The 21,497-nt window shown below is 39.3% G+C and carries 18 protein-coding genes and 1 riboswitch; of the genes, 7 read left to right on the top strand and 11 right to left on the bottom strand.

Features of this window, described 5'->3' with window-relative positions; genetic code table 11:
• Positions 1-54 precede the first annotated feature (54 nt).
• The 6 genes from ACE198_RS23220 (at position 55) to ACE198_RS23245 (ending at position 4,427) form a co-directional block, all read left to right on the top strand.
• Complete coding sequence (locus ACE198_RS23220) at positions 55-192, top strand: hypothetical protein (protein ID WP_180230043.1); 138 nt, start codon at positions 55-57, stop codon at positions 190-192.
• Between the two features lie 122 nt (positions 193-314).
• The gene (locus tag ACE198_RS23225; RefSeq protein ID WP_375377199.1) at positions 315-1,211 is read left to right on the top strand and encodes a cation diffusion facilitator family transporter; all 897 of its coding nucleotides are present in this window, start codon (positions 315-317) and stop codon (positions 1,209-1,211) included.
• Positions 1,212-1,440: 229 nt separating this feature from the next.
• Entirely contained in the window at positions 1,441-2,379 is a 939-nt protein-coding gene (locus ACE198_RS23230) for a magnesium transporter CorA family protein (RefSeq protein ID WP_251457899.1), read from the top strand.
• 164 nt (positions 2,380-2,543) lie between these two features.
• Positions 2,544-3,764: a tetratricopeptide repeat protein gene (locus ACE198_RS23235; protein ID WP_375377200.1), complete on the top strand. Its 1,221-nt coding sequence runs from the start codon at positions 2,544-2,546 to the stop codon at positions 3,762-3,764.
• 18 nt (positions 3,765-3,782) lie between these two features.
• On the top strand, positions 3,783-3,932 hold the full coding sequence (locus tag ACE198_RS23240) for a hypothetical protein (protein ID WP_251457894.1): 150 nt from the start codon (positions 3,783-3,785) through the stop codon (positions 3,930-3,932).
• A gap of 96 nt (positions 3,933-4,028) precedes the next feature.
• Complete coding sequence (locus tag ACE198_RS23245; protein WP_098572794.1) at positions 4,029-4,427, top strand: cytosolic protein; 399 nt, start codon at positions 4,029-4,031, stop codon at positions 4,425-4,427.
• 219 nt (positions 4,428-4,646) lie between these two features.
• Here ACE198_RS23245 and ACE198_RS23250 read toward each other — a convergent pair whose 3' ends face one another.
• From ACE198_RS23250 to ACE198_RS23300, 11 genes are all read right to left on the bottom strand, one after another.
• Entirely contained in the window at positions 4,647-5,621 is a 975-nt protein-coding gene (locus tag ACE198_RS23250; protein ID WP_375377201.1) for a nuclease-related domain-containing protein, read from the bottom strand.
• 290 nt (positions 5,622-5,911) lie between these two features.
• Positions 5,912-7,423, bottom strand: coding sequence for an MDR family MFS transporter (locus ACE198_RS23255; protein WP_375377202.1), 1,512 nt, complete (start codon positions 7,421-7,423; stop codon positions 5,912-5,914).
• 172 nt (positions 7,424-7,595) lie between these two features.
• A complete protein-coding gene (locus ACE198_RS23260) occupies positions 7,596-7,979 on the bottom strand; it encodes a VOC family protein (protein WP_375377203.1) in 384 nt (127 codons plus the stop codon).
• Between the two features lie 27 nt (positions 7,980-8,006).
• Positions 8,007-8,570 (bottom strand): NAD(P)/FAD-dependent oxidoreductase, encoded by a 564-nt coding sequence (locus ACE198_RS23265; protein WP_375377204.1) that lies wholly within the window; start codon positions 8,568-8,570, stop codon positions 8,007-8,009.
• Between the two features lie 215 nt (positions 8,571-8,785).
• Complete coding sequence (locus ACE198_RS23270) at positions 8,786-9,997, bottom strand: MFS transporter (RefSeq protein ID WP_375377205.1); 1,212 nt, start codon at positions 9,995-9,997, stop codon at positions 8,786-8,788.
• A 14-nt stretch (positions 9,998-10,011) separates the two neighbouring features.
• On the bottom strand, positions 10,012-10,425 hold the full coding sequence (locus ACE198_RS23275; protein ID WP_375377206.1) for a MarR family winged helix-turn-helix transcriptional regulator: 414 nt from the start codon (positions 10,423-10,425) through the stop codon (positions 10,012-10,014).
• A gap of 344 nt (positions 10,426-10,769) precedes the next feature.
• The gene (locus ACE198_RS23280; RefSeq protein ID WP_257148477.1) at positions 10,770-10,895 is read right to left on the bottom strand and encodes a hypothetical protein; all 126 of its coding nucleotides are present in this window, start codon (positions 10,893-10,895) and stop codon (positions 10,770-10,772) included.
• A gap of 422 nt (positions 10,896-11,317) precedes the next feature.
• Positions 11,318-14,767, bottom strand: a complete 3,450-nt coding sequence (gene metH / locus ACE198_RS23285; RefSeq protein ID WP_375377207.1) for a methionine synthase — start codon at positions 14,765-14,767, stop codon at positions 11,318-11,320.
• Positions 14,745-16,610, bottom strand: coding sequence for a bifunctional homocysteine S-methyltransferase/methylenetetrahydrofolate reductase (locus ACE198_RS23290; RefSeq protein WP_375377208.1), 1,866 nt, complete (start codon positions 16,608-16,610; stop codon positions 14,745-14,747). Before ACE198_RS23290 ends, metH begins: the two co-directional genes overlap by 23 nt.
• The gene (gene metC / locus ACE198_RS23295) at positions 16,607-17,800 is read right to left on the bottom strand and encodes a cystathionine beta-lyase (protein WP_375377209.1); all 1,194 of its coding nucleotides are present in this window, start codon (positions 17,798-17,800) and stop codon (positions 16,607-16,609) included. Before metC ends, ACE198_RS23290 begins: the two co-directional genes overlap by 4 nt.
• Positions 17,800-18,912 carry a methionine biosynthesis PLP-dependent protein gene (locus tag ACE198_RS23300; RefSeq protein ID WP_098572806.1) on the bottom strand — a complete coding sequence of 371 codons (1,113 nt, stop codon included), beginning with the start codon at positions 18,910-18,912 and terminating at the stop codon, positions 17,800-17,802. The genes metC and ACE198_RS23300 overlap by 1 nt, the downstream gene beginning before the upstream one ends.
• Before the next feature lie 134 nt (positions 18,913-19,046).
• A riboswitch (SAM riboswitch) is annotated at positions 19,047-19,160 on the bottom strand.
• 388 nt (positions 19,161-19,548) lie between these two features.
• Here ACE198_RS23300 and ACE198_RS23305 point away from each other — a divergent pair.
• Positions 19,549-21,486, top strand: a complete 1,938-nt coding sequence (locus ACE198_RS23305; RefSeq protein WP_375377210.1) for a lasso peptide isopeptide bond-forming cyclase — start codon at positions 19,549-19,551, stop codon at positions 21,484-21,486.
• The last annotated feature ends 11 nt before the right edge of the window (positions 21,487-21,497 follow it).

A 21,497-nucleotide genomic window follows, 5' to 3' on the forward strand; every position in this document is an offset into this window, starting at 1 on the left:
TTTTTTAACAGGATTACTCCTAATAAAAAATAAATCTGCAATGGAGGTACTATAATGAACAAAAAAAATGAGTTTCCAACACGTGAAGAATTAGACCAGGCGTTTCATTTTCTTCATGACCAAATTAACAAAATATCAGTTGTTGAAGAAGTGGAAATGGTGAAAGAAGAAATGGATGGCCAGGAAGGATAATTACTTACATAATTTGCTAGACTACAACATAGCTTGTAGCAGGCAAGACTTTTTCTCTAGATCCATTATGGAGGCATTTACTATGCTTTCTAGAGGTATTTTTAAAGGTGGTTTACGTATTTATGGAATTGAGAGAAACCTTGGCTAAAAAAGTGGCCTGGATTAGTGTAATCAGTAACATTATTCTTACTTTAGGAAAAATAATCATTGGGTGGGTTGGAAATAGTGACGCAGTTTTCGCTGATGGGATTCATTCCGCTGCAGATGTGTTTGCTTCAGTAATAGTCTTGTTAGTCATAAAAATTGCTAATAAGCCAGCAGATGACGAACATCCATATGGACATGGAAAGGCAGAAGTCATAGTTTCTGGGGTTATCGGGATCTTGCTTTTTCTTGTTGCCATTTATGTGGTTTATGAAGGAATTAGCGGTTTCTTTCATGAAGTGGAATCACCGAGTTTTCTGGCGATGTGGGTGGCCCTCTTTTCCTATGTGACTAAGATTATTTTGTATCGAAGTTCGTTAAAAGTAGCAAAAGAAAATAAGAGTAAAGCCATTGAGGCCATTGCATTTGATCACAAAGCCGATATTGTGGCGTCGATTGCGGCTGCAATCGGGGTGCTGCTTTCAATTGCTGGCAGCCGTTTTGATATTCACTTTTTATTATACGGGGATAAGGCGGCCAGTATTTTTGTCGCTTATTTAATCTTTAAAATCGCTAAGGAGATGTTAACCGAGGCATTTGATATTTTATTGGAGCGGAACATTGATACAGAGACACTGCAAGAATACGTTGCAGTTGTAGAGGAATTCAATGAAGTAAAACGAATTGACCGAATTAGAGCGAGAGAACTTGGTCATTATGTATTGGTGGATTTACGTATCTCAATCGATCATTATAAAACCATCAAGCAGGGACATGATTTGGCAAAAGGGATCAAACAAAAACTGATGGATAAGAACGATAACATTCAGGAAGTTTTGATCCATTTAAATCCTTTTTTTGCAGAAGATGAATAAATTCAGAAAAACTCCTTTGTACTTTCAGTGAATAGGGTTTATGATAGGATAGGAAATATAAAAAGTTAGAGGGAGTTGATATTTTTGAGTTATTCCGTAGACCCGGACCCAAGTAGTAGGTGTGGGGAAGTCAATGTGATCTTTGAATGGATTGAAATGAATAGCAAGAATATCAACTCTAGAAAAGGTTGTTGGCTTCCTCGAACAAAGTGAGTGAGGAGGTTAAGTCATGCTGGAAATTTTTAAAAGTACAGAGACAAAAGTTTTAGAAACGGTTGATGTTATATCAAAAGGGTGCTGGGTTAATATGTATTCCCCAACCCAAGAAGAAATCAATAAGGTGTCCATGGAAGCCCAAGTCGATGTAGATATCATTAAAGATGCTCTCGATGATGAGGAACGTCCGAGGATTGAACGAGACGATGGCCGAGTCTATATCATTGTCGATTTTCCCTATATCGTTCATGATGAAAATGGCTTTGCTGGATATGAAACGATCCCGATCGGCATTATTCTAACAGATGACTGTATCATTACGGTTTCCTTAAAAGATACCCCCATTTTAGAAGAATTTCGGAAAAACAGAGTAAAAGAGTTTTTTACGTTTAAAAAGACCCGTTTTGCTCTGCAAATACTGTTCGTTATTTCTTCGTACTATTTACGTTACTTAAAACAAATTAACAAGAAAACAAATGAAATTGAACATGTCGTTCATCAGTCATTAAAAAATAAAGAGCTGTTCGCTTTCCTAGCATTAGAAAAAAGTTTGGTTTATTTTACAACTTCGTTAAAGTCAAATAAGGTTGTCCTCGATAAGATTCTGCGATTTAATTATCTAAAAATGTATGAAGAAGACAAGGACTTATTAGAAGACGTGATTATTGAAAAAACACAGGCGATTGAGATGGCCGAAACCTATCGATCCATTTTAACCGGAATGATGAATGCCTTCGCATCCATTATTTCCAATAACTTAAACATCGTCATGAAATTCTTAACTTCAATTACCATTATCCTATCCTTCCCAACAATGGTGGCAAGCTTTTATGGGATGAATGTTGATATCCCTTTGCAGCACGCTACCCATTCGTATGCCATACCACTAGTAATCTCGGCATTTTTAACGAGTTTAACAGCTTTTGTTTTTTGGAAAAAGAAATATTTTTAGAGACCAGTCCCTTTAGGGGCTGGTTTTTTACCGTTTTAAAAAACTTTCCCAAGTTTTTTGGGGCTCTAAAAGTAATATTTTTTAATAATCTGAAAAGTATCTATGTGAAAATCTCATATTGTTGTAAAATAGTAAAAAAGGGAAAGGCATAGTCTGGTGGCAATATGGAATTTGGAGCCCTGATTAAATTCTATCGAACGCAAAGAGGAATAACACAGGCAGAGCTTTCTAAAGGAATTTGTTCTGTCCCGCATTTAAGTAAAATTGAAAACAACTCAAAAGAAGCAAATGAAGGGACGATTGCTCTATTACTAAAGCGTTTAAATATCGGACTCGAAGAGATGGAGGAGCAAGAGGAAGAAATTAAATCCTTATTAAAAGGACTTGACGAGAAGATTAACTTTTATCTTAGAGATGAAATAGAAGAATATTATCAAAAACTTAAGGAGATTGAACATCTAATTCCATTCTCTCAATATATTTATATCTACGAACTATATAAGTTCCGTTATTTAATTTTTAAAGGCCAAGTGGATGAAGCAGATGGTCAACGAGCGCTTTTATATAAGCAAAAGAAAAATTTTTCCCAACATGAAGACTATTTATTTCGCTATTATAATGCGATATTCTTAATGTGGAAGGGTCAATTTCAAACGGCGGATGAAATCCTCGATGCCTTACATACAGAAAACAATAAAGAAACAACAAGTGGTGAATTTTTGTACCATCGAGCGCTTGTAAAAAGTTCACTGGAGCTTTCAGGACATGCCATCCATTTTGGAAAAATGGCACTGCAAATATTCATGAATCAGCACAACTTCATCAGAATACTCCACACACTTATGCTGTTAGGTATTAATTATACCCATTCCAATATTTACGAAGAAGCACAAGAGTGTTTTCAACACTTAATCCGCAATGCAGAATTACTACGAAAAGATAAATTACTTCCCCAAATCTATCATAATATGGGCCATTTGCAATTTAAAAGGAATAATGCAAAGAAAGCACTATACTATTATGAAAAGAGTTTGGCCCTGCAGCCAAACAAAAACCAGCACTACCTAGTCACGTTATATGCGATTGGGGAACTTCACCATTCACTTAAATCATTAGAGAAAGCAAAGCTTTGTTTCCAAGAAGTAAACCTTCTCTCAAAAGAACTATCCGTAAAAAAATACCGAATCTTAGCAGACTATTATCTCCTTCTTCTAACATCTCCTGTAAAAGCATTTAAATATTTGGAAGGGAAGGTCATTCCCTACCTGGAAGAGGAAAATGAGCATAGTGAAGACTTAACCCATTTTTATAAAATACTTGCCAACTATTATACTCAAAAGGGTCTGGCGATCGATGCCGTAAAATATTTAAATAAAATAATTTAGGTTTAGGAGGCAATTTCAATGAAAAAGTTTGTTGTCCTATTGTTTTCAATCTCACTGATTGCACTTTTCGCGACCACGAAAGATGTAAAAGTTTCAACTACATATGATGTGGCCATTTCGGCAGAAGATAATGTGTTAAACCATCCAATTCAACCGCCGATTGGCTGATTGTAAATCCCTGAACCTATCAGGGATTTTTTTATTGTATTAGGACATGCTAATAATATGTGTTTTTTATTTTTGGAGTGAAAGAAGGAGAAAAACATGAAATCATTTGTTGTCGGATTCCATCAAGAAGATAATGTAGATAGCATGCAAATTCAGAAACTAAGCCAGGACGATTTCACGAAAGCAACAGAAGGTGGAACAAGGCATCTTTTCGAGCTCGACACAAACATTGGTCTATTTGTGTTTTTTGATGCAGAAGATGTGGACGGGGACCTCTCCTACATGATATTGCATTATGAAGAAGACAATGAAGACCCAGTCGGCTGCTATTCTTTCCAATTGAAGGACTTTTACGAATTCATGGCACTGTTCTTAAATGATATGGAATTTAACGAAGAACCAGACGACGAGGATCAGGAAGAATACGGCCCGATTCATCACTTAGCCCATTTATTGTTCCATGTTGTTGAGGAAGGGAAAGATATTGAGGTATAAATCGTGAGTTATTGATTGAGGACACCTAAATTAGGTGTCCTTTATTGGTTTTTTCTCTGAAATGGGAAATCTAAGAGTTGCATATTTTAGCTTTTGGGCGAATTTCGGTGTTTAATGAGCGAATTCCATCAATCATCGAGCGATTTCCATGTTCAATGGGCGAATCTTAATACTTTATGAGCGAATCGCAGTTTATCTTGTTAGAAAGTAATTAAAAACTCACCAAGGGAACTTCTTAGGGGCGTAGTACCGTGCTCTGTACTTTCCAAGGCATTGAAGATTACAAGATAAAAGTATCCTTTTTGCCACATCACGTGATTTTATATGAGCAAATTCCCGAAACTGCTTATTGGTTATCGTCGGACCAAACAGCAGAAAATAATCCTTCAGTGCGTTAATATGTGAATCTTTTGAAAAAGCATCGCAGGAAGGGCAATACCAATTTTGTTTTTTACGAATGAGGGAATGGTTAGAGTTGGTAGGACAGTGGACACCTGTTAACAAGTCTGATTTTTGAATACCGTACTTATTTAGTACATAGCTTGTCGGAACGGTATTCATTTTCACTAGGAGGCGGCAAAGCTTCTTGAGTTCCTTAGAGGTCAGTATCGGTTTCGAATATTGTTTTTCTAAAAGGGTAATTTTGTTTAAGAAGACATCGGCCTTACATACTCGCGGTTTTATTTTGTGGGCATTTTTTCCTGTAACTGCATAGGAAGTATAACTATTACTGATCACTACTAAATATTCGACCGGAAGGGGAGGAAAATGATTTGCAGCTAGAAGTTTCTGCAAGTACTTTTGATGCCTTTCCGCCTGTGCAATCGGATAGGGGTATCCTTTTTCATTCCCATTATTGATTTGAATAAACTGTTCATTTTCCGTATCAAAGATTAACTTTCCAGCCATATTTTTGACGTCAATTGCTAGGGCGAATTCAGGTGTTAAAAGAAGGGTATCAATTTGGCAGTTATAGTCGCCATCAGGAAGGTTTAAATCGTGGAGGATCATATATTTTTGATGCGGCAGTTCACGGTAATAGTAATCGAGTGATTTCTCTCCTATGTAACCAGCCTGCCTCCGCCCATGCTCTTCTAAAATTTGCTGATACTTTGGGTGGCTGGGGGGAAGACGCCGTATTAAAGCCTCTAAAATAAGCAAAATTAATGGTTTTGTCCTTTCTTTTATTACCAAAATTATCACTCCTCTCATTTTAAGTATAAAATTCTAATATGTGGATTGAAATTCCTGCCGAATTTTATCGATTCTTGTAAAATATTTTTCTAATATAATTCTATCAGCGAGTGGTCGGAATTCAATGAGCGAATTTTAGTAGTTAATGAGCGATTCCCGGGTTTCAATGAGCGAATCCTCCAAATTCAATGAGCGAATCCCTATTTTATCCAATCGCCGGTAAGTTTGCAGAATAGCAACAAAAATAAGCACTTGGGGCACGAACCGAACATCGCCCAAGTGCTTATTCATTATCCATTGCCAGTTTTTTTACTTACAACCACTCGGGCATTGCCCATGAAAAAGATCGTAACCGCCGCAATCCCAATCGGAATTAGTGTTAGTAAAAAGGTATGTGTAATCGAAGCGGACATCGCCGCAATAATTTTATCCAAGATAAAGTCAGGGATTTTCGAGCGTTCACTCGCTTGGAAGATTTGGCGTGGATCGCCCATTTTAAAATCTCCCGCCCCTTGCATACCTTTGAATGCTTCTTTTAATTTATCAGCAAACAAGTTGTTTTGCAGGGTGCCATAAACCGTTACGCCAAGTGTCATTCCAAACGACCGCAAAAACGAGTTCGTAGAGTTGGCTGTGCCGCGATTTTGCGGTTCTAAATTGTGCATAGATGCCGTCGGCAACAAGGAGAATGAAAAACCAACCCCAAAGCCAACCAAAATCATATAGATGGTCAGCAGCCAGCGGGCTGTATCAACCGTCAATGTTCCAAGGGAATACATGCCAAGAGCATAGGAAATAATCGAAACAATCATCAAATTGCGGTAGGACGTTTTCGTTAAGAAAATCCCCCCGACAGAACTTCCCGCAACAGAGCCAAGCATCATTGGCGTCAAAATCAATCCTGCATTTTTAGCTGACCCGCCGTAGATCGCTTGAACAAAGATAGGGATAAAAACCGTTAAGATAATAAACGTTCCGCCATATAAAAACGATAAGATTTGCGAGGTGGCAAATAATCGTCTTTTGAACAGCCAAAGCGGCAGAATTGGTTCAGCAGCCTTTATTTCGGCAATAAAGAAAGCTACAAAAAAGACGAAGAAGCTTGCAAACAACCCGATGATTGGGGTAGAATCCCAAGCATATTCTTTTCCTCCTAGTTCAAGCGCGAACATTAAGCTAACCACAGAAATAACCAGGGTAATCGCGCCAAGCCAATCAACCTTTTGCTTCGAATGCTGCAATGATTCATGGTAGTAACGAACAATTAAAAAGATCGAAACAATACCAATAGGTACATTTACGTAAAATACCCAATGCCAACTAATATAATCTGTAATGTACGCACCGAGTAATGGTCCTAATACACTGGATGCTCCAAAAACAGCTCCCAGCAAACCAGTCATTTTCCCACGGTTTTCGGGTGGGAAGATATCGAAAACGATGGTAAAGGCGATTGGCATTAGTGCCCCGCCGCCGATTCCCTGAATCGCTCGATAAATACTAAGCTGAATAATATTCTGGGCGACACCACACAAAGCCGATCCAATCAGAAAGACAATCAGTCCAAAAATAAAAAAGCGTTTCCGTCCGTACATATCGGAAAGCTTACCGAAAATAGGCATCCCTGCCATTACTGCTACCATATAAGCAGAGGTGACCCAAATAAATTTATCAAAACCACCGAGGTCTGCTACAATGGTCGCCATCGCTGTTGCCACAATGGTATTATCCATAGCTGCCATTAAAATCCCCAACAGCAAACCCGCGACAACGGGTTTAAGATTTGTGTCTTTTTTGATCATAAAATTTCCCCTTAATATTAAAAATAAAAGGCTCCGCTTTTTTATTGATAATCAAGCTAAACCAATTTTAAAAGGAAGGTTTAAACCTGTCAATTTTTATGTGAAAAGCCTCGAACGCGTCCAATAAAAGAAAGGGACCCATCCGCACTGAGTCCCTTTTTTTAATATAATCTTATCTCTGGAATAACTCGACCTTTTCACCATCGGGGCCTTGTACAAAGAAATTACGATACCCGTTCGGAAGTGTCACAATTTCATCACTAAGAAAGACTACATTTAAACCATGTAAACGGTTGAATTCTTCTTCAATATCATCAACCAGGAAGGCGATATGATTGACTTTCCCTTCTGCTGGAAGATTAGGATTTCCGCCATGAACTAATTCTACTTCAGTTTCATCCGAACCATTAAATCCAAGGAATGCTAGTGTAATCGAACCGTCTTCAATTGTAAACCTGTCCTTTATCTCCAAACCAACCACTTCTTGATAAAAGGTTAGGGAGGCATCTAGGTGATTAACATATACACCGACATGGTCCATTTTCTTAACAGCCATTTGACTTCCTCCTTTATGTATCCCTATTTAAGCTTTGAGAACATCATGGTCAACATAGCGTTCACCATTAATTTCACTGATAACATTGATCGCCACTTTGGCCCCATCGCCAGCAGTAATGATAGTATGCATGCTCACACCCGCAACTGTGCCAGCTGCCCAAATCCCGTCAATATTTGTTTTACCTGAAGCATCAACATCAAAAATGGCTTTGATTCGGGGCTCAGTTCCTGGCTTTGTTGTTAATCCGGCAGATTCCGCAAGATCAACAGACATTCCTGTAGCAAGGATCACATGTTTTGCTTCATATTCCCCCTGATCAGTTTCTACTTTAAATCCAGCCTCTGTTTTATTGATATTTGAGACAGTAGCTTGGACAATTTCTGCACCAAATTTGCTTGCTTGCTTTTTCCCAATTTCAACAAGATCTGGTCCAGTAATTTCTGCCACTCCATAATGGTTTTCAATCCATGCTCTCTTTGTTACACTCTTGTCATTATCAATAACCACTGTTTTCTTTCCAGCTTTTGCAGTGAAAAGAGCCGCACTTGCGCCAGTAGGTCCAGCACCAACAATTAATACATCAAACATAGTATTTACCTCCCCATATATTGAAAAATTGATTTCAAAATAAGATTAGCGTAAATAGAAAGATATGTAAAATCAACTGCCTATCTTTCGATAAAATATTTGAATTTTTCTAATATACAAAACTCTATATACTGTTCGCAAAATAAAAAGAACCATCATTCCCTGTTTAGAAAATGAAGGTTCTTGGTTTGAAGCGGTATAGATGGTCATGTACATTACGAGTTTAGGTTATTTACCTCTCTTTGGCTATGTTCTTTAAACGAAGCATGTTTTCGGGTATGAAGGAAATAATAAAGAACAATACCCAAAAGAACATAGAAAGAACAAAAGAAATAAAGAGAGCTATAATCCATTTTTGCGGCTGCTAATCCGACAACAAACGAGCCCAAGGCAATCCCGATATCATAGATTGATAGGAAAGTGGCGGTAGCTAGTCCTCTTTTTCGTGGAGCAGCGTCTTGGATCGCGATTGTTTGGAAGGTTGGAAACAGCGTTCCCCAGCCTAAACCAATCATTCCTGCAGAAAGGAGAAAGGTAACCGCACTGCCGCTTTGACTTAAGACCAACATTCCAATCGCAAACAATACGATGGATGGAAAGACAATTACATTTGGTCCATACAGGTCTAGCCATTTTCCGGTAAAAGGTCGTGAAATTAATAAAACAATCGCATACACCACAAAGAAAAGGGAGGAAACTTCTGCAAGGTGTATTTCTGTTGCAAAAACAGATACGAAAGATAGAAGGGCTGAATAAACGATGGCAAGAAAGCAGCCTACAATGGCGATCGGAACGGCCGAAGGCTCAAACAGGCTTTTGATTGAAAAGGCAGACTGTACAACCGGATGGACAGTTTCCTCTGTTTCTTTAACGTTTACACTTAATCCAGTGACCAAGGCCCCGACCGCAACAATGACACTAATAATGAACAGAGTTTCCGGGCCCCACTGCTGAATGGAGGTTAAGCCGATAAATGGCCCTAACACCATGGCCATATTGGTTGACATAATAAAATAACCCATTCCTTCACCACGGCGCGAAATCGGAATAAGGTCTGCCACGATTGCCCCTGCAGCGGTTGTCGCCATGCCAAAACCAACCCCATGTAACAATCGAATGGCCAAGAATCCAAGGATTGTTTTTGGAAAGAAATATAAAAGCGAGGCACCTGAGAAAACAATCAGTGCAGTGAGCAGGACTTTTTTATGACCCGCTTTTTCAAGCCATTGTCCAGCAAGCGGACGAGAGATAATCGCCGAAATCAAAAACACAGTTGTCATCAATCCCGCTTGTGAAGCGTTACTGTCAAATTCCTGGATTGCATATATAGGAAGTGTAACGAGTAAAACATAAAAGGTTAAAAATAGAAAAAAGTTACTTAACGAAATACTTATAAAACTTTTCGTCCATAATTTGGGTTTATTCATATGATCACTCCTTTTTATAAAAGCTTTTGTAACCAGCTTTTTTGTAAATGAAGAAGCTCCTCCTGTGAGGCTTCTGGAAGATGCTTCAATAATGATTGATTATTTTCTATGACGGCTTTTTCCCACTCTGGGTACAGTGTCAATGCCGCATCTGTTAATTGAACCAGTTTCTCGCGCTTGTCCTTACCTGGGACCTGACGTACGTATCCTTGTTTGACAAGCCGTTGAATGGTGCGTGTCATCGGTGGGGCTTCAACGAATAAATAATCACAAAGTTCTTTTTGGGTTAAGGAGCCTTTGGTTTGTAAAACAAAAATGACGGACCATTGTGATCCGTATAAACCTAAAGGTTTCAGTGATTCATTGAGTGTATTAGTCAGGTGCCGTGAAAGCTGATGCAGTGTATGGAATAATTCGTGGCTATTCATTTATGTAGCACACCTCAAACTTCTTTTGATTAATTAGTTACCTAGGTAACTATAGTGTATTTATTGAAAATTGTCAAGGAAGGTATACAGACTGAGGGCTTATGTTCCATAAGTAGAATTTTAATAAATCGGCTGGAAATATGGTGAAAGTTCCGGGCATTATCGTTAAAAATCTAACGCATCACAAGAGATTTTCGCGGAAAGAATAGATACCTCTAGAAACAAAAAAGAACCATCAATTCCTATTTAGGATGATAGTCAAGTTATTTTTATATATCTAGCGGCAAATATGTACATAACAAATGATTAGTTGCAATACCATCTTTTCCAAATTTCCGCGGAGTCTAGACAACCGTCATCATTGCCCCAACTGTACTTATCATTCTTACATTCATCGTCCGTCCCGCCGCTATTATGGCCACGGCTATTCCACCACATACAAAAACTGTCCCACCAATTATCCTTCTCATGGCCTCCACTATAACTACTATTATACTGAAAATCTTTAATTTTATTTTCATTCTTGAAGAATGAAAAAAGGTCAGAATATGAGATGGTAAGAAAAAATCCGCCCGTGGAGTTAGTTTGAGTTGTGGCTGATGAGGCATAGGCAGAAGTCGGGATCATTAATGTACAAACTATTAGTAGGGTACCGATCAAACTGATGATTCCTTTCAAAATTTAGACACCCCCCTTAGCCAATTTTTATTATTCTCTATAGTGTTCATAACTGTTCCTTAACAAGAATTATATTATGTTTTTACTAATTTGTAAATGAGGTTATAGTCTAAAAGTCCTTAAGTTTAGGTTATTTTTATACAGAATTCTTGAAATTAATGGAAAAACAAAAATTCCGCAAAATCACAGGGATTTTGCGGAATTTATACTACACTTATCTTAATACATTAAAATACCGTGCTTCCGGATGGGCAAATACGATGGCTGAAACAGAAGCTTCTGGCTCCATCATACAGCCCTCTGTTAACTGAATGCCGATTTCCTCCGGTTGAATCAACTTAAATAGCTTCTTTTGATCCTCCAACTCTGGACAAGCAGGATAGCCAAATGAAAAACGCTGACCTTGATATTTGGCCGTAAAACGATCCTGCATGCTGAAATCAAGTGGATCTGGGAAGCCCCAACGGTCGCGCATTTGACGGTGAATTAACTCGGCAAAACCTTCCGCCGTCTCTAATGCCAGCGCTTGGAGGGCATGGGACTCTAAAAAGCGTCCATCCTGCTTAAATTGCTCCGCTTTTTCACGGATTCCTCTGCCAGCTGTAACCGTAAAGAAGCCGACATAATCTTTCTCCCCACTGTCCACTGACTTAAGGAAATCAGCTAAACAAAGATGTGGTGCCGATTCCTGACGCGGGAAGTCAAATGTTTCAATGACCTCGTCTGGATTTTCTGGATTAAAGATTAGCACTTTATTACCATCCGCTTGTGCAGGGAAAAATTGATAAGCAGCAGCTGGAGAAATCCAGCCGTTTACCCGCGCATCAGTCAATAATTGGTCAACGACTTCTTTCACCTTAACCGCTTTTTCATCTTTTTCGGCTAATAACCTGGCAATTTTCCCTTTAACACCAAGATGGTGACCAATCAACATTTGCATATTGATATATGGTTCAATATGAGAAAGGGAATATGATTTAAGGACATGCCGCTTTGTATCCATTGGCGTAAAAACAGGAACCTGGGTCGACACCGCTGGCTTCGGTTTTACAGCAACGGAAACAGAGGAAGGGCGCTCAAACTCTCTAGGAATAGCTAGAGATTCTAATTTTTCATTTTTCTCTTGCATTAATTTCTGAACTTCCTCTTCTGAATTCAATTGATTGGCAATCGAAAGACCGGTCATCGCATCTTTGGCATAAAGAACAAGTCCATCATACTCCTTGGCAATCTTCGAATCAGTGAACTTCCGAGAAAGGGCTGCTCCTCCAACCAGAATAGGGATGGCAATACCGGATTCCTTCATATCCTGTGCTGTTAACACCATTTGCTGTGCGGATTTTACCAGTAAGCCAGATAAGCCAACCATGTCTGGCTTTTCACGCTGAATCGCCTGGACTAAATCGGTTGGATTGACCTTGATCCCAAGATCGATGACTTCATAGCCGTTATTACTAAGAATGATATCGACGAGGTTCTTCCCAATATCATGAACGTCACCTTTGACAGTAGCTAAAATGATTTTTCCCTTAGAAGCAGACACATCGCCTTTTTCCATGTGAGGCTCTAAATGCGAAACGGCAGCTTTCATGACTTCAGCACTCTGAAGAACCTCGGCAACGATGAGCTGGTTATCGTTAAAGAGACGGCCGACTTCCTTCATCCCTTCCATTAGTGGCCCATTAATAATATCCAGTGGGGCAGGGTAGGTTTCAAGGGCTAGGTCTAAATCTGGCAGTAATCCTTCTTTTGTTCCCTCCACCACATAATAGGCGAGCCGCTCGTCAAGAGTCATATTTGGAACAGTGGATTTCGATTCTTTCTTTTTACCGCGATAAAATTCCGTAAAGGTAGCCAGCGACTCATCGGTTGTATCAAAAAGAAGCGCTTCTGCTAATTGAACTTCTTCTTTAGAAATGGAAGCAAATCTCTCTAGTTTTTCCGTATTAACAATCGCATAATCTAGTCCTGCTTGGGTGCAGTGGTATAGGAATACAGAATTGAGAACTTCTCTTCCGACTGGAGGAAGCCCGAAGGAAACATTACTAATGCCAAGGATTGTTTGTACCTCTGGTAAATGCTCCTTAATTAACCGGATCCCCTCAACCGTAGCCTTGGCGGAACCGATATATTGTTCATCGCCAGTCCCAACAGGAAACACGAGCGGGTCAAAAATGAGATCCTGTGGTTTTAGACGATATTTATTGACAAGAAGATCATGGGATCGTTTCGCAATCTTCAGTTTTTGCTCGGCCGTTACCCCCATGCCTTCCTCATCGATGGTGCCGACAACCACAGCTGCACCGTAGCGATGGATTAATGGAACTACCGCTTCAAAGCGTTCTTCGCCATCTTCGAGATTAATGGAATTGATAATGGCTTTACCTTGTGAATATTTAAGCGCCCGCTCAATAACCTTTTCATCAGTAGAATCGATAACAAGGGGAGCCTTTACTTTCTTTACCACTTCTTTAATAAAGTTTTCCATATCAACCATTTCTTCACGGTCAGGGTCGGCAAGGCAGAGGTCAATGACATGCGCACCGCCTTTGACTTGAGCACGGGCAATCTCTGCTGCTTCCTCAAATTTCCCCTCCGTGATTAAACGTTTGAATTTGCGTGAGCCGATTACATTGGTCCGTTCACCGACCATAATTGGTCTTAGTGTAGGGTCATCATAGATAAATGGTTCAATACCTGAGACCATATGAACGGCATTTGGCTTAAATTCTCTCGGTTGGAATTCCTTCATCGCATCTGCGATGGCTCTTATATGGGCAGGAGTCGTTCCACAACAGCCGCCAACAATATTCAGCCAGCCATGAGCAGCAAAATCAGCCAGCTTTTTCGCTAACGTCTCAGGTGTTTCGTGATAATGTCCTTCTTCATCAGGCAAACCAGCATTTGGATAGCAGCTTACAGCTGTTGATGCCAAATCTGCAAGTGAGCGGACATGGTCCTGCATGAACTCAGGACCTGTAGCACAGTTAAGTCCAACAGCAACAGGTTTCATATGCTCAACGGAGATAAAAAACGATTCAATTGATTGTCCTGCAAGTGTTGTCCCCATTGGCTCAATTGTTCCCGAAATAAACAGCGGCAGTGTTTTCCCCGTTTTTTCGAACGCCCGCTCAATCCCAACATAGCCTGCTTTTACATTCAACATGTCTTGACTTGTTTCTAAAAGAAGGAGATCAACCCCGCCATCGATTAAGCCAATCGCTTGCTCTTCATAGGAGGCTGCCAGGGCATCAAAGGTAGTTCCACCCGTGACACTTAATGTTTTTGTTGTCGGTCCCATCGATCCAGCCACATATCGAGGCCACTCATCTGTTGATACTTTGTATGCTTCCTTCACAGCGAGAAATGCAGCGATTTTATTGATCTCATAAGCTTTAAAACCAAGTTCATATTCATCGAGGACCAAGCTTGTCGCTCCGAACGTATTTGTCTCGATGATGTCTGCCCCAGCTTCTAAATATTCACGGTGAATATTAGCAATAACTGAGGGTGCAGTTAGAACAAGGTTCTCGTTACATCCCTCGTACTGCTCGCCGCCGAAGTCTTCCGCTGTCAGATTTGCTTCTTGGATCATTGTTCCCATCGCCCCGTCCATGACGAGGATTCGTTTTTTGAGTTGTTCAGTAAATGGTGTTTTCGGCATAGTTGCTCCTCCTCAATTCACTTGAACGCTGACGAGTATATAACGCCAATTCAGCAGTTAATTCATAGCGTAAAAATGGGGTAATCAAATAAATTCCGTTAAATAAATCGAGTGCAGTATCGATAAGTGATTTAGTTATTTCAATTCCTTCACGCGCCGCCTGTTCGGGATTATCGTTGAACATTGCCATTCGGTTCCGGATTGAATCAGCAATTTTGATTCCCGGCACTTCATTATGAAGGAATTCGGCATTTTTACTGCTTGTCAGCGGCATAAGGCCTATATAAATAGGTGCATCAAGATGTTTGGTCTGCTCATAGACTTCGATTAATTTTTCCTCCGAAAAAACAGGCTGGGAGATAAAATAATCAGCACCGTACTGTATCTTCTTCTCTAATCTCTTTACTGCTTTTTCAACAGAGCGAACATTTGGATTAAAGGCTGCAGCAATACTAAAAGATGTCTTTTGCCCCAAATCCTTTCCAGAAAAAGATAAGCCTTCATTTAATTGTTTAATCATCTGGATCAATTCAAAAGAAGAAACATCATAAACAGAAGAAGCACCAGGGAAATCGCCTACTCTTGCAGGGTCACCTGTAATCGCTAATACATCATTCATCCCAAGCGTATGAAGCCCCATTAAATGGGATTGCAAGCCAATAATATTGCGGTCACGGCAAGCAATATGGATCAGCGGACGCATTCTTAATTTTTCTTTCACCAAATATCCTAAAGATTCGTTTGATATACGAACCGTTGCAAGAGAATTATCAGCTAAAGTAATCGAATCAATCCCTGCTTCTTTTAGGGCTTTGGCTCCTTCGAAGAACTTAGTTGTATCTAGTTTTCTTGGAGGATCTAATTCTACAATCACCGATGGCCTTTCTTTCACGATTTCATGAAGGGGAGTGAACTCCCTTTGTGGAGAAAGTTGATCAACGATAATTCTCTTTGGTTTTAATTTTACTATTTTTTCAGTAATCGGGACACTATTCTTTAATTCAGCTGCAAAGGCTTTAATATGTTCTGGCGTTGTACCGCAGCAGCCTCCGAGCAACCTGACGCCTTGGCTGCGGAAAGCCCGTGCTGAATTTCGAAAATAATCGGCATCTCCCTCGTAATGAAATTTACCATCTGTATAGGCAGGGAGACTAGCGTTTGGATAGGCAGATAAGAAGGCGTGTTTAGGTAGTTCGATCTGCTCCAAGGCTAATAACATATGATGGGGACCAAGACGGCAATTAAGTCCGACTACATCTGCCCCCAGCGCCTCTAGTCGTTGCAGGGCGTCATTGACAGGCGTCCGATCTTGTAAAAAACCCGGCTCTTGATGAGAAACCTGGGCAATGATTGGCAGTTTTGTTTCCTTTCTAGCAATGGTTAGGATTGTCTCAAGCTCTTCCAGATTATAATAGGTTTCGAGCAATAGGCCATCTACTCCTTCTAGAAGAAGACAATACAATTGTTCACGGAAACTTCGTTTTAATTCTTCAATCGAAACTGAATCTGGTTTGACTCCGCGGTTGCCGCCAATCGTTCCAAGAACGAACGTATTGGACTTGGAAGCAGCCTGTTTTGCCAATTGGACAGCAGCACTGTTAATTTCCTTGACGGAATCCTCTAAACCGTACCTTTGCAGCTTAAGGTAGTTTGCTGCATAGGTGTTGGTTTGAATCACATCAGCTCCGGCATCAATATAGGCTTTATGGATGGATTGAATGTGGTCTGACTGGGAAAGATTCAATTCCTCCAAACAACTATCCTTACCGTAGGAATACAATAGAGTTCCCATGGCGCCATCGGCGATTAAGATTTGATTTTTTAATTTTTCTAAAAAGCTCATGATGATTCTCCTTGTTGTAATACCAACTGATTCTTACGAACATGTTCTAGAGCCTGTGAAAAATCCTTTATCAAATCATCAGGATTTTCTAGTCCAACCGATAAACGAACAAGACTATTGGTAATCCCGCGCTTTTCTCGATCTTCTTGAGGCATCGCAGCATGGGACATTTTTGCCGGATAAGAAAGAATAGATTCTACCGCTCCAAGACTGACAGCAAAAACAGGTATTTCCACGTTTGCTAAAAAGGTTCGAAGTGCATCTTCATTTGCCAATTCAAAAGATAGGACTGCTCCAGGTCCAGCGGCTTGATTCTTCTGAATGTGATATTGCGGGTGACTTTCAAGTCCCGGATAATGGACCTTATCAACAAGCGGGTGTGCATTTAAAAACTCTGCTAGTCTGATAGCTGAATTTTGAGATTGTTCCAAGCGTACGTGCAGTGTCTTGATTCCTCTTAATACTAGCCATGCATCTTGAACGCCTAAGATGGCCCCAAATCCATTCTGTAAAAAGCCTAATCTTTTCGCCAGGTCTGCGTCATTGACGACGGCAAGGCCAGCAACAACATCACTATGGCCAGATAAAAATTTCGTCGCGCTGTGCAGGACAACATCGGCACCTAGCTCTAATGGTTTTTGATGTGAAGGGGTAAGGAACGTGTTATCAACGAATGTTAATGCACCCGTCTCCTTTGCAAGGTTGCTTATTGCTCGTATGTCAGTTACTTTCATTAATGGATTTGATGGTGTTTCTACATAAAACGCTTTTGTATTCGGCTGAATAGCTTCTTTTACTTCCTCTAAATTTGTCATATCAACAAAGGTATGGTCAATTCCGAGTCGGGTGAGAACTTGCGTGACCATCCGAAATGTCCCACCATACACATCCTCTGTGATAACAATATGATCACCTGCAGAAAGCAAGAGGAATGCTGTTGAAATGGCCGCCATCCCAGATGAAAAGGCAAATCCTTTAATTCCACCTTCGAGTTCTGCAATCACATCTTCAAGTGCTTCTCTTGTCGGATTTAAACTGCGGCCATAATCATACTTGCCAAACTGATCGAAGTCCGATTGGTGGAAGGTTGATGCATGTTGGATCGGTACACTAACCGCTCCAGTTACTGGATCAATTTTGTGCTTATTATGAAGGAGTCTGGTTTCAAAGGTATATTGATCGTGTGACATTAGGCAATCACTCCTTCTTGAACATGGATAAATGCTTTTTCTAAATCTTCTATTATGTCCTGTGAATCCTCAAGTCCTACAGAAAAACGTAATAACCGATTACAAACGCCTGCTTGAATTCGAACTTCTTCTGGAATATCCGCATGTGTTTGTGTTGCCGGATAGGTAATAAAGCTTTCTGTCCCACCTAAACTTTCCGCAAAACTAATAAGCTTTAAACCTTGTAAAAATGGATTAACCCAAGTTTCGTCTTTGATCCTAAAGGAAACCATTCCACCTCGGCCAGGGTAAAGGACATCTGTTACCGCATCATGCTCCGAAAGAAATTCGACGATGTTTTTTGCATTTTTTTCATGTCGTTCCAACCGAAGGGACAATGTTTTCATTCCGCGCATTAATAACCAAGAATCAAAGGGACTTAGTACCGCTCCAGCACCGTTATGGTGGAAGGCCAATGCTTCACAAAGTTCTTTCCCAGTTGCAACAACAAGGCCGGCAAGGACGTCATTATGTCCACCTAAGTATTTCGTTGCACTGTGGATAACAATATCCGCACCAAGTGTAATCGGCTGCTGCAGGAGTGGAGTATAGAAAGTGTTATCCACGATTAATAATAATCCGTGCTGCTTTGCAATTTTTGAAACGGCCGCAATATCAGATTCCTGCATGAGCGGATTAGTTGGTGTTTCTAAGAAAATAGCTTTTGTTTGCGGGGTAATTTTCTTTTCAATCTCGTCCGGACAACAGGTATTCACATATTGAGTCGTTAAGCCCCATTTTTTATATCCCTGTTCTAATAGGCGGTAGGTACCTCCATATAAATCTTCACTGACAATCCATTCATCACCAGATTCAAATAATGCAAGGATCAGTTGAATGGCAGCCATACCAGAACTGCATGCATATCCTTGATCCGCATTCTCTAAATCAGCAATTGTTTTCTCAAGGAGCTGGCGTGTTGGATTTCCTGTTCGCGTATAGTCAAAGCCAGTTGATTGGCCAATACCCTCATGGCGGAAGGCCGTTGAAAAGTATACAGGTGGGTTAACCGTTCCAGTAGTTGTTTCACTTCGGTTACCTATTTGGGCAAGTTTCGTATCGATTTTGTACATGATGGACACTCCTTAGTAATAAAAAATGAATATAATTTTTCACATTAACGCGATTGAGTAATAAAGCTTTTTGATAAATAAAAAAAGTCTTCTTATAAGAAGAAGACTTTTGTATGCACAACGCACTGTCATTCTTCTTATCTAGCAAATTAATAAATTTGCAGGACTTAGCACCTTTTCAATGAGAATAAACATTGAAGGTTGCTGAGGTGTCACAGGGCCCTTCCCTCAACCTCTCTTGATAAGAAAACAATTATTTAGATTATTTATAAAATTTACTACAAAATTCTTGTTATGTCAATTTGTTTTTAAAGTAAATCATATTAATGAGGAAACTAGAAGGAAATTCTTTATGAAAAAATATATAAATAGTTAAAAGAAAACTTGTTGACAGAGTTAGTTTATGGATTTATGATAAGTTTATAAAATGTTCTTAATAAAGAACTAATATAGGTATTATGTAGTGTTAATTTATTAGTCGAGATACATAAAGTTGATAAAATTATACCATACTTTCGGGAAATTTAATTAAAGGAAATTTCTTTTAGTTTACTATGAGATCGACGTTCTATTTAGTGAACTAATATTTTGATTAAAAGATTGTAATACTGTTGAAATGTATGGCAGGAGGTAAAGATGAGCGCTATAGCCGGAATATATCATTTAAACGATGAACCAATCAATCTAGAGCACGGAAACCGGATGATGAAAGAATTAGAAAAATATCCGGCGGATGATATTCAAACTTGGCATAGCGACAAAGTCTTCCTTGGTTGCCATGCTCAATGGATTACACCGGAGTCTGTAGGTGAGAAACTTCCTTATTATGATCACCTGAGGAAGCTAGCTATTACGGCTGATGCGATTATTGATAATCGAGATGAATTGTTTGAGAGATTACAAGTTGATAAAAGGAAAAGAAAAGATATTACTGATAGTGAACTAATCTTACTTTCTTATCATAAATGGGGAGAAGAGTCTCCGAAATATTTAGTAGGTGATTTTGCATTTATGATTTGGGATGAGAGGAAACGAAAACTTTTTGGGGCGAGGGATTTCTCTGGAGTTCGAACCCTATACTTTTTACGCAATCGACAAAAATTTGCATTTTGTACTGTCATACACCCTTTATGTTCATTACCTTTTATTGAAAAGGTAATGAACGAACAATGGCTCGCACAATTTCTGGCCATATCCGGACCTGTAGGTGAAGTAGATACATCTCTTACCCCATATAAAGAAATAGAACAATTACCTCCCTCACATTGCATTACTATAGTTGGAGATAAGATAAATATTAAAAGATATTGTAAATTAACATTGAGTGAACCACTAAAACTAAAGTCAAACGGAGAGTATATAGAAGCTTTTCAAGAGGTATTTCAAAAAGCTGTAAAATCATGTTTGCGAACTTACCTTGGGGTTGGATCACAATTGAGTGGAGGGTTAGATTCTGGTTCGGTTGTTAGCTTTGCTAAAAAAATTTTAGGAAGGGAAAAGCTAATACATACTTTCAGTTATATCCCAGCCAAGGATTTTATAGATTATACACATAAGTATTTAATGCCTGACGAAAGACCATTAATTCAGTCAACCGTAAATTACGTAGGTGGAATCAAGGATCACTATTTAGATTTTGAAGGCAAAAATTCTTATTCTGATATCGATGACTTTATAGATATTTTAGAGATGCCATATAAATTCTTTCATAATTCATTTTGGAGAAAAGGAATGTATGAGAAGGCCCAAGAGGAAGGGATAGGAGTATTGTTAATTGGAGGGAGAGGTAACTTAAGCATATCTTGGGGACCTGCCTTAGAATATTACGCTAGCCTTTTAAAGAAAATGAAGTGGATTCGTCTTATCCATGAACTAAACCAATATAGTAAAAAAACGGGAGGACCAAGGTTAAGAAGGCTTCCTGAGTTAACCAGAATAGCTTTTCCGATTATTGATCGAGTCTTTCCAGAAGAGACAATAAATACAGAACCCCAAATAATAAACAAAGTGTTTGCACTCCGAACGAACGTTTATAAAATACTTAAAGACTATGGTATTGATCAAACAGGATGGTTCTCCACAAAAAATGTGTACGAACAAAGAGTTAGACACTTTGGAGATGTTTTTCATTGGAATTCGACTAATACACTATCTGCTAAATTATCTTTACGTTATGCAGTACAGGAACGGGATCCCACTAATGATTTAAGAGTAGTCCGTTTTTGTTTATCCGTACCAGAGGAACAATTTGTTCAGAATGGTTTAGATCGAGCTCTTGTCAGAAATTCCACAGAGAATTATTTACCTGATAATGTTAGGCTAAATCAAAGTATACGAGGTGTACAGGGGGCAGATTGGGTTCATCGGATGGTTCCATACTGGGACAACTTTAAAGATGAGCTTCGACAACTTAGTACAGATAATAGAATTATAGAATACTTAAATAGTGAAGTGATAAAGACTGCTATTTTAAAAGTTGAAGAAGGAGCCCGGCCAGAATTTGCTACTGATTATAACTATAGAATTTCGATGCATAGTTTAATTCTTTATCGATATCTTAATCAATTTGCTTGAAAGGAGGTGAA

The organism is Neobacillus sp. KR4-4 (genome assembly GCF_042136325.1).
Taxonomy (GTDB): Bacteria; Bacillota; Bacilli; order Bacillales; family Cytobacillaceae; genus Neobacillus.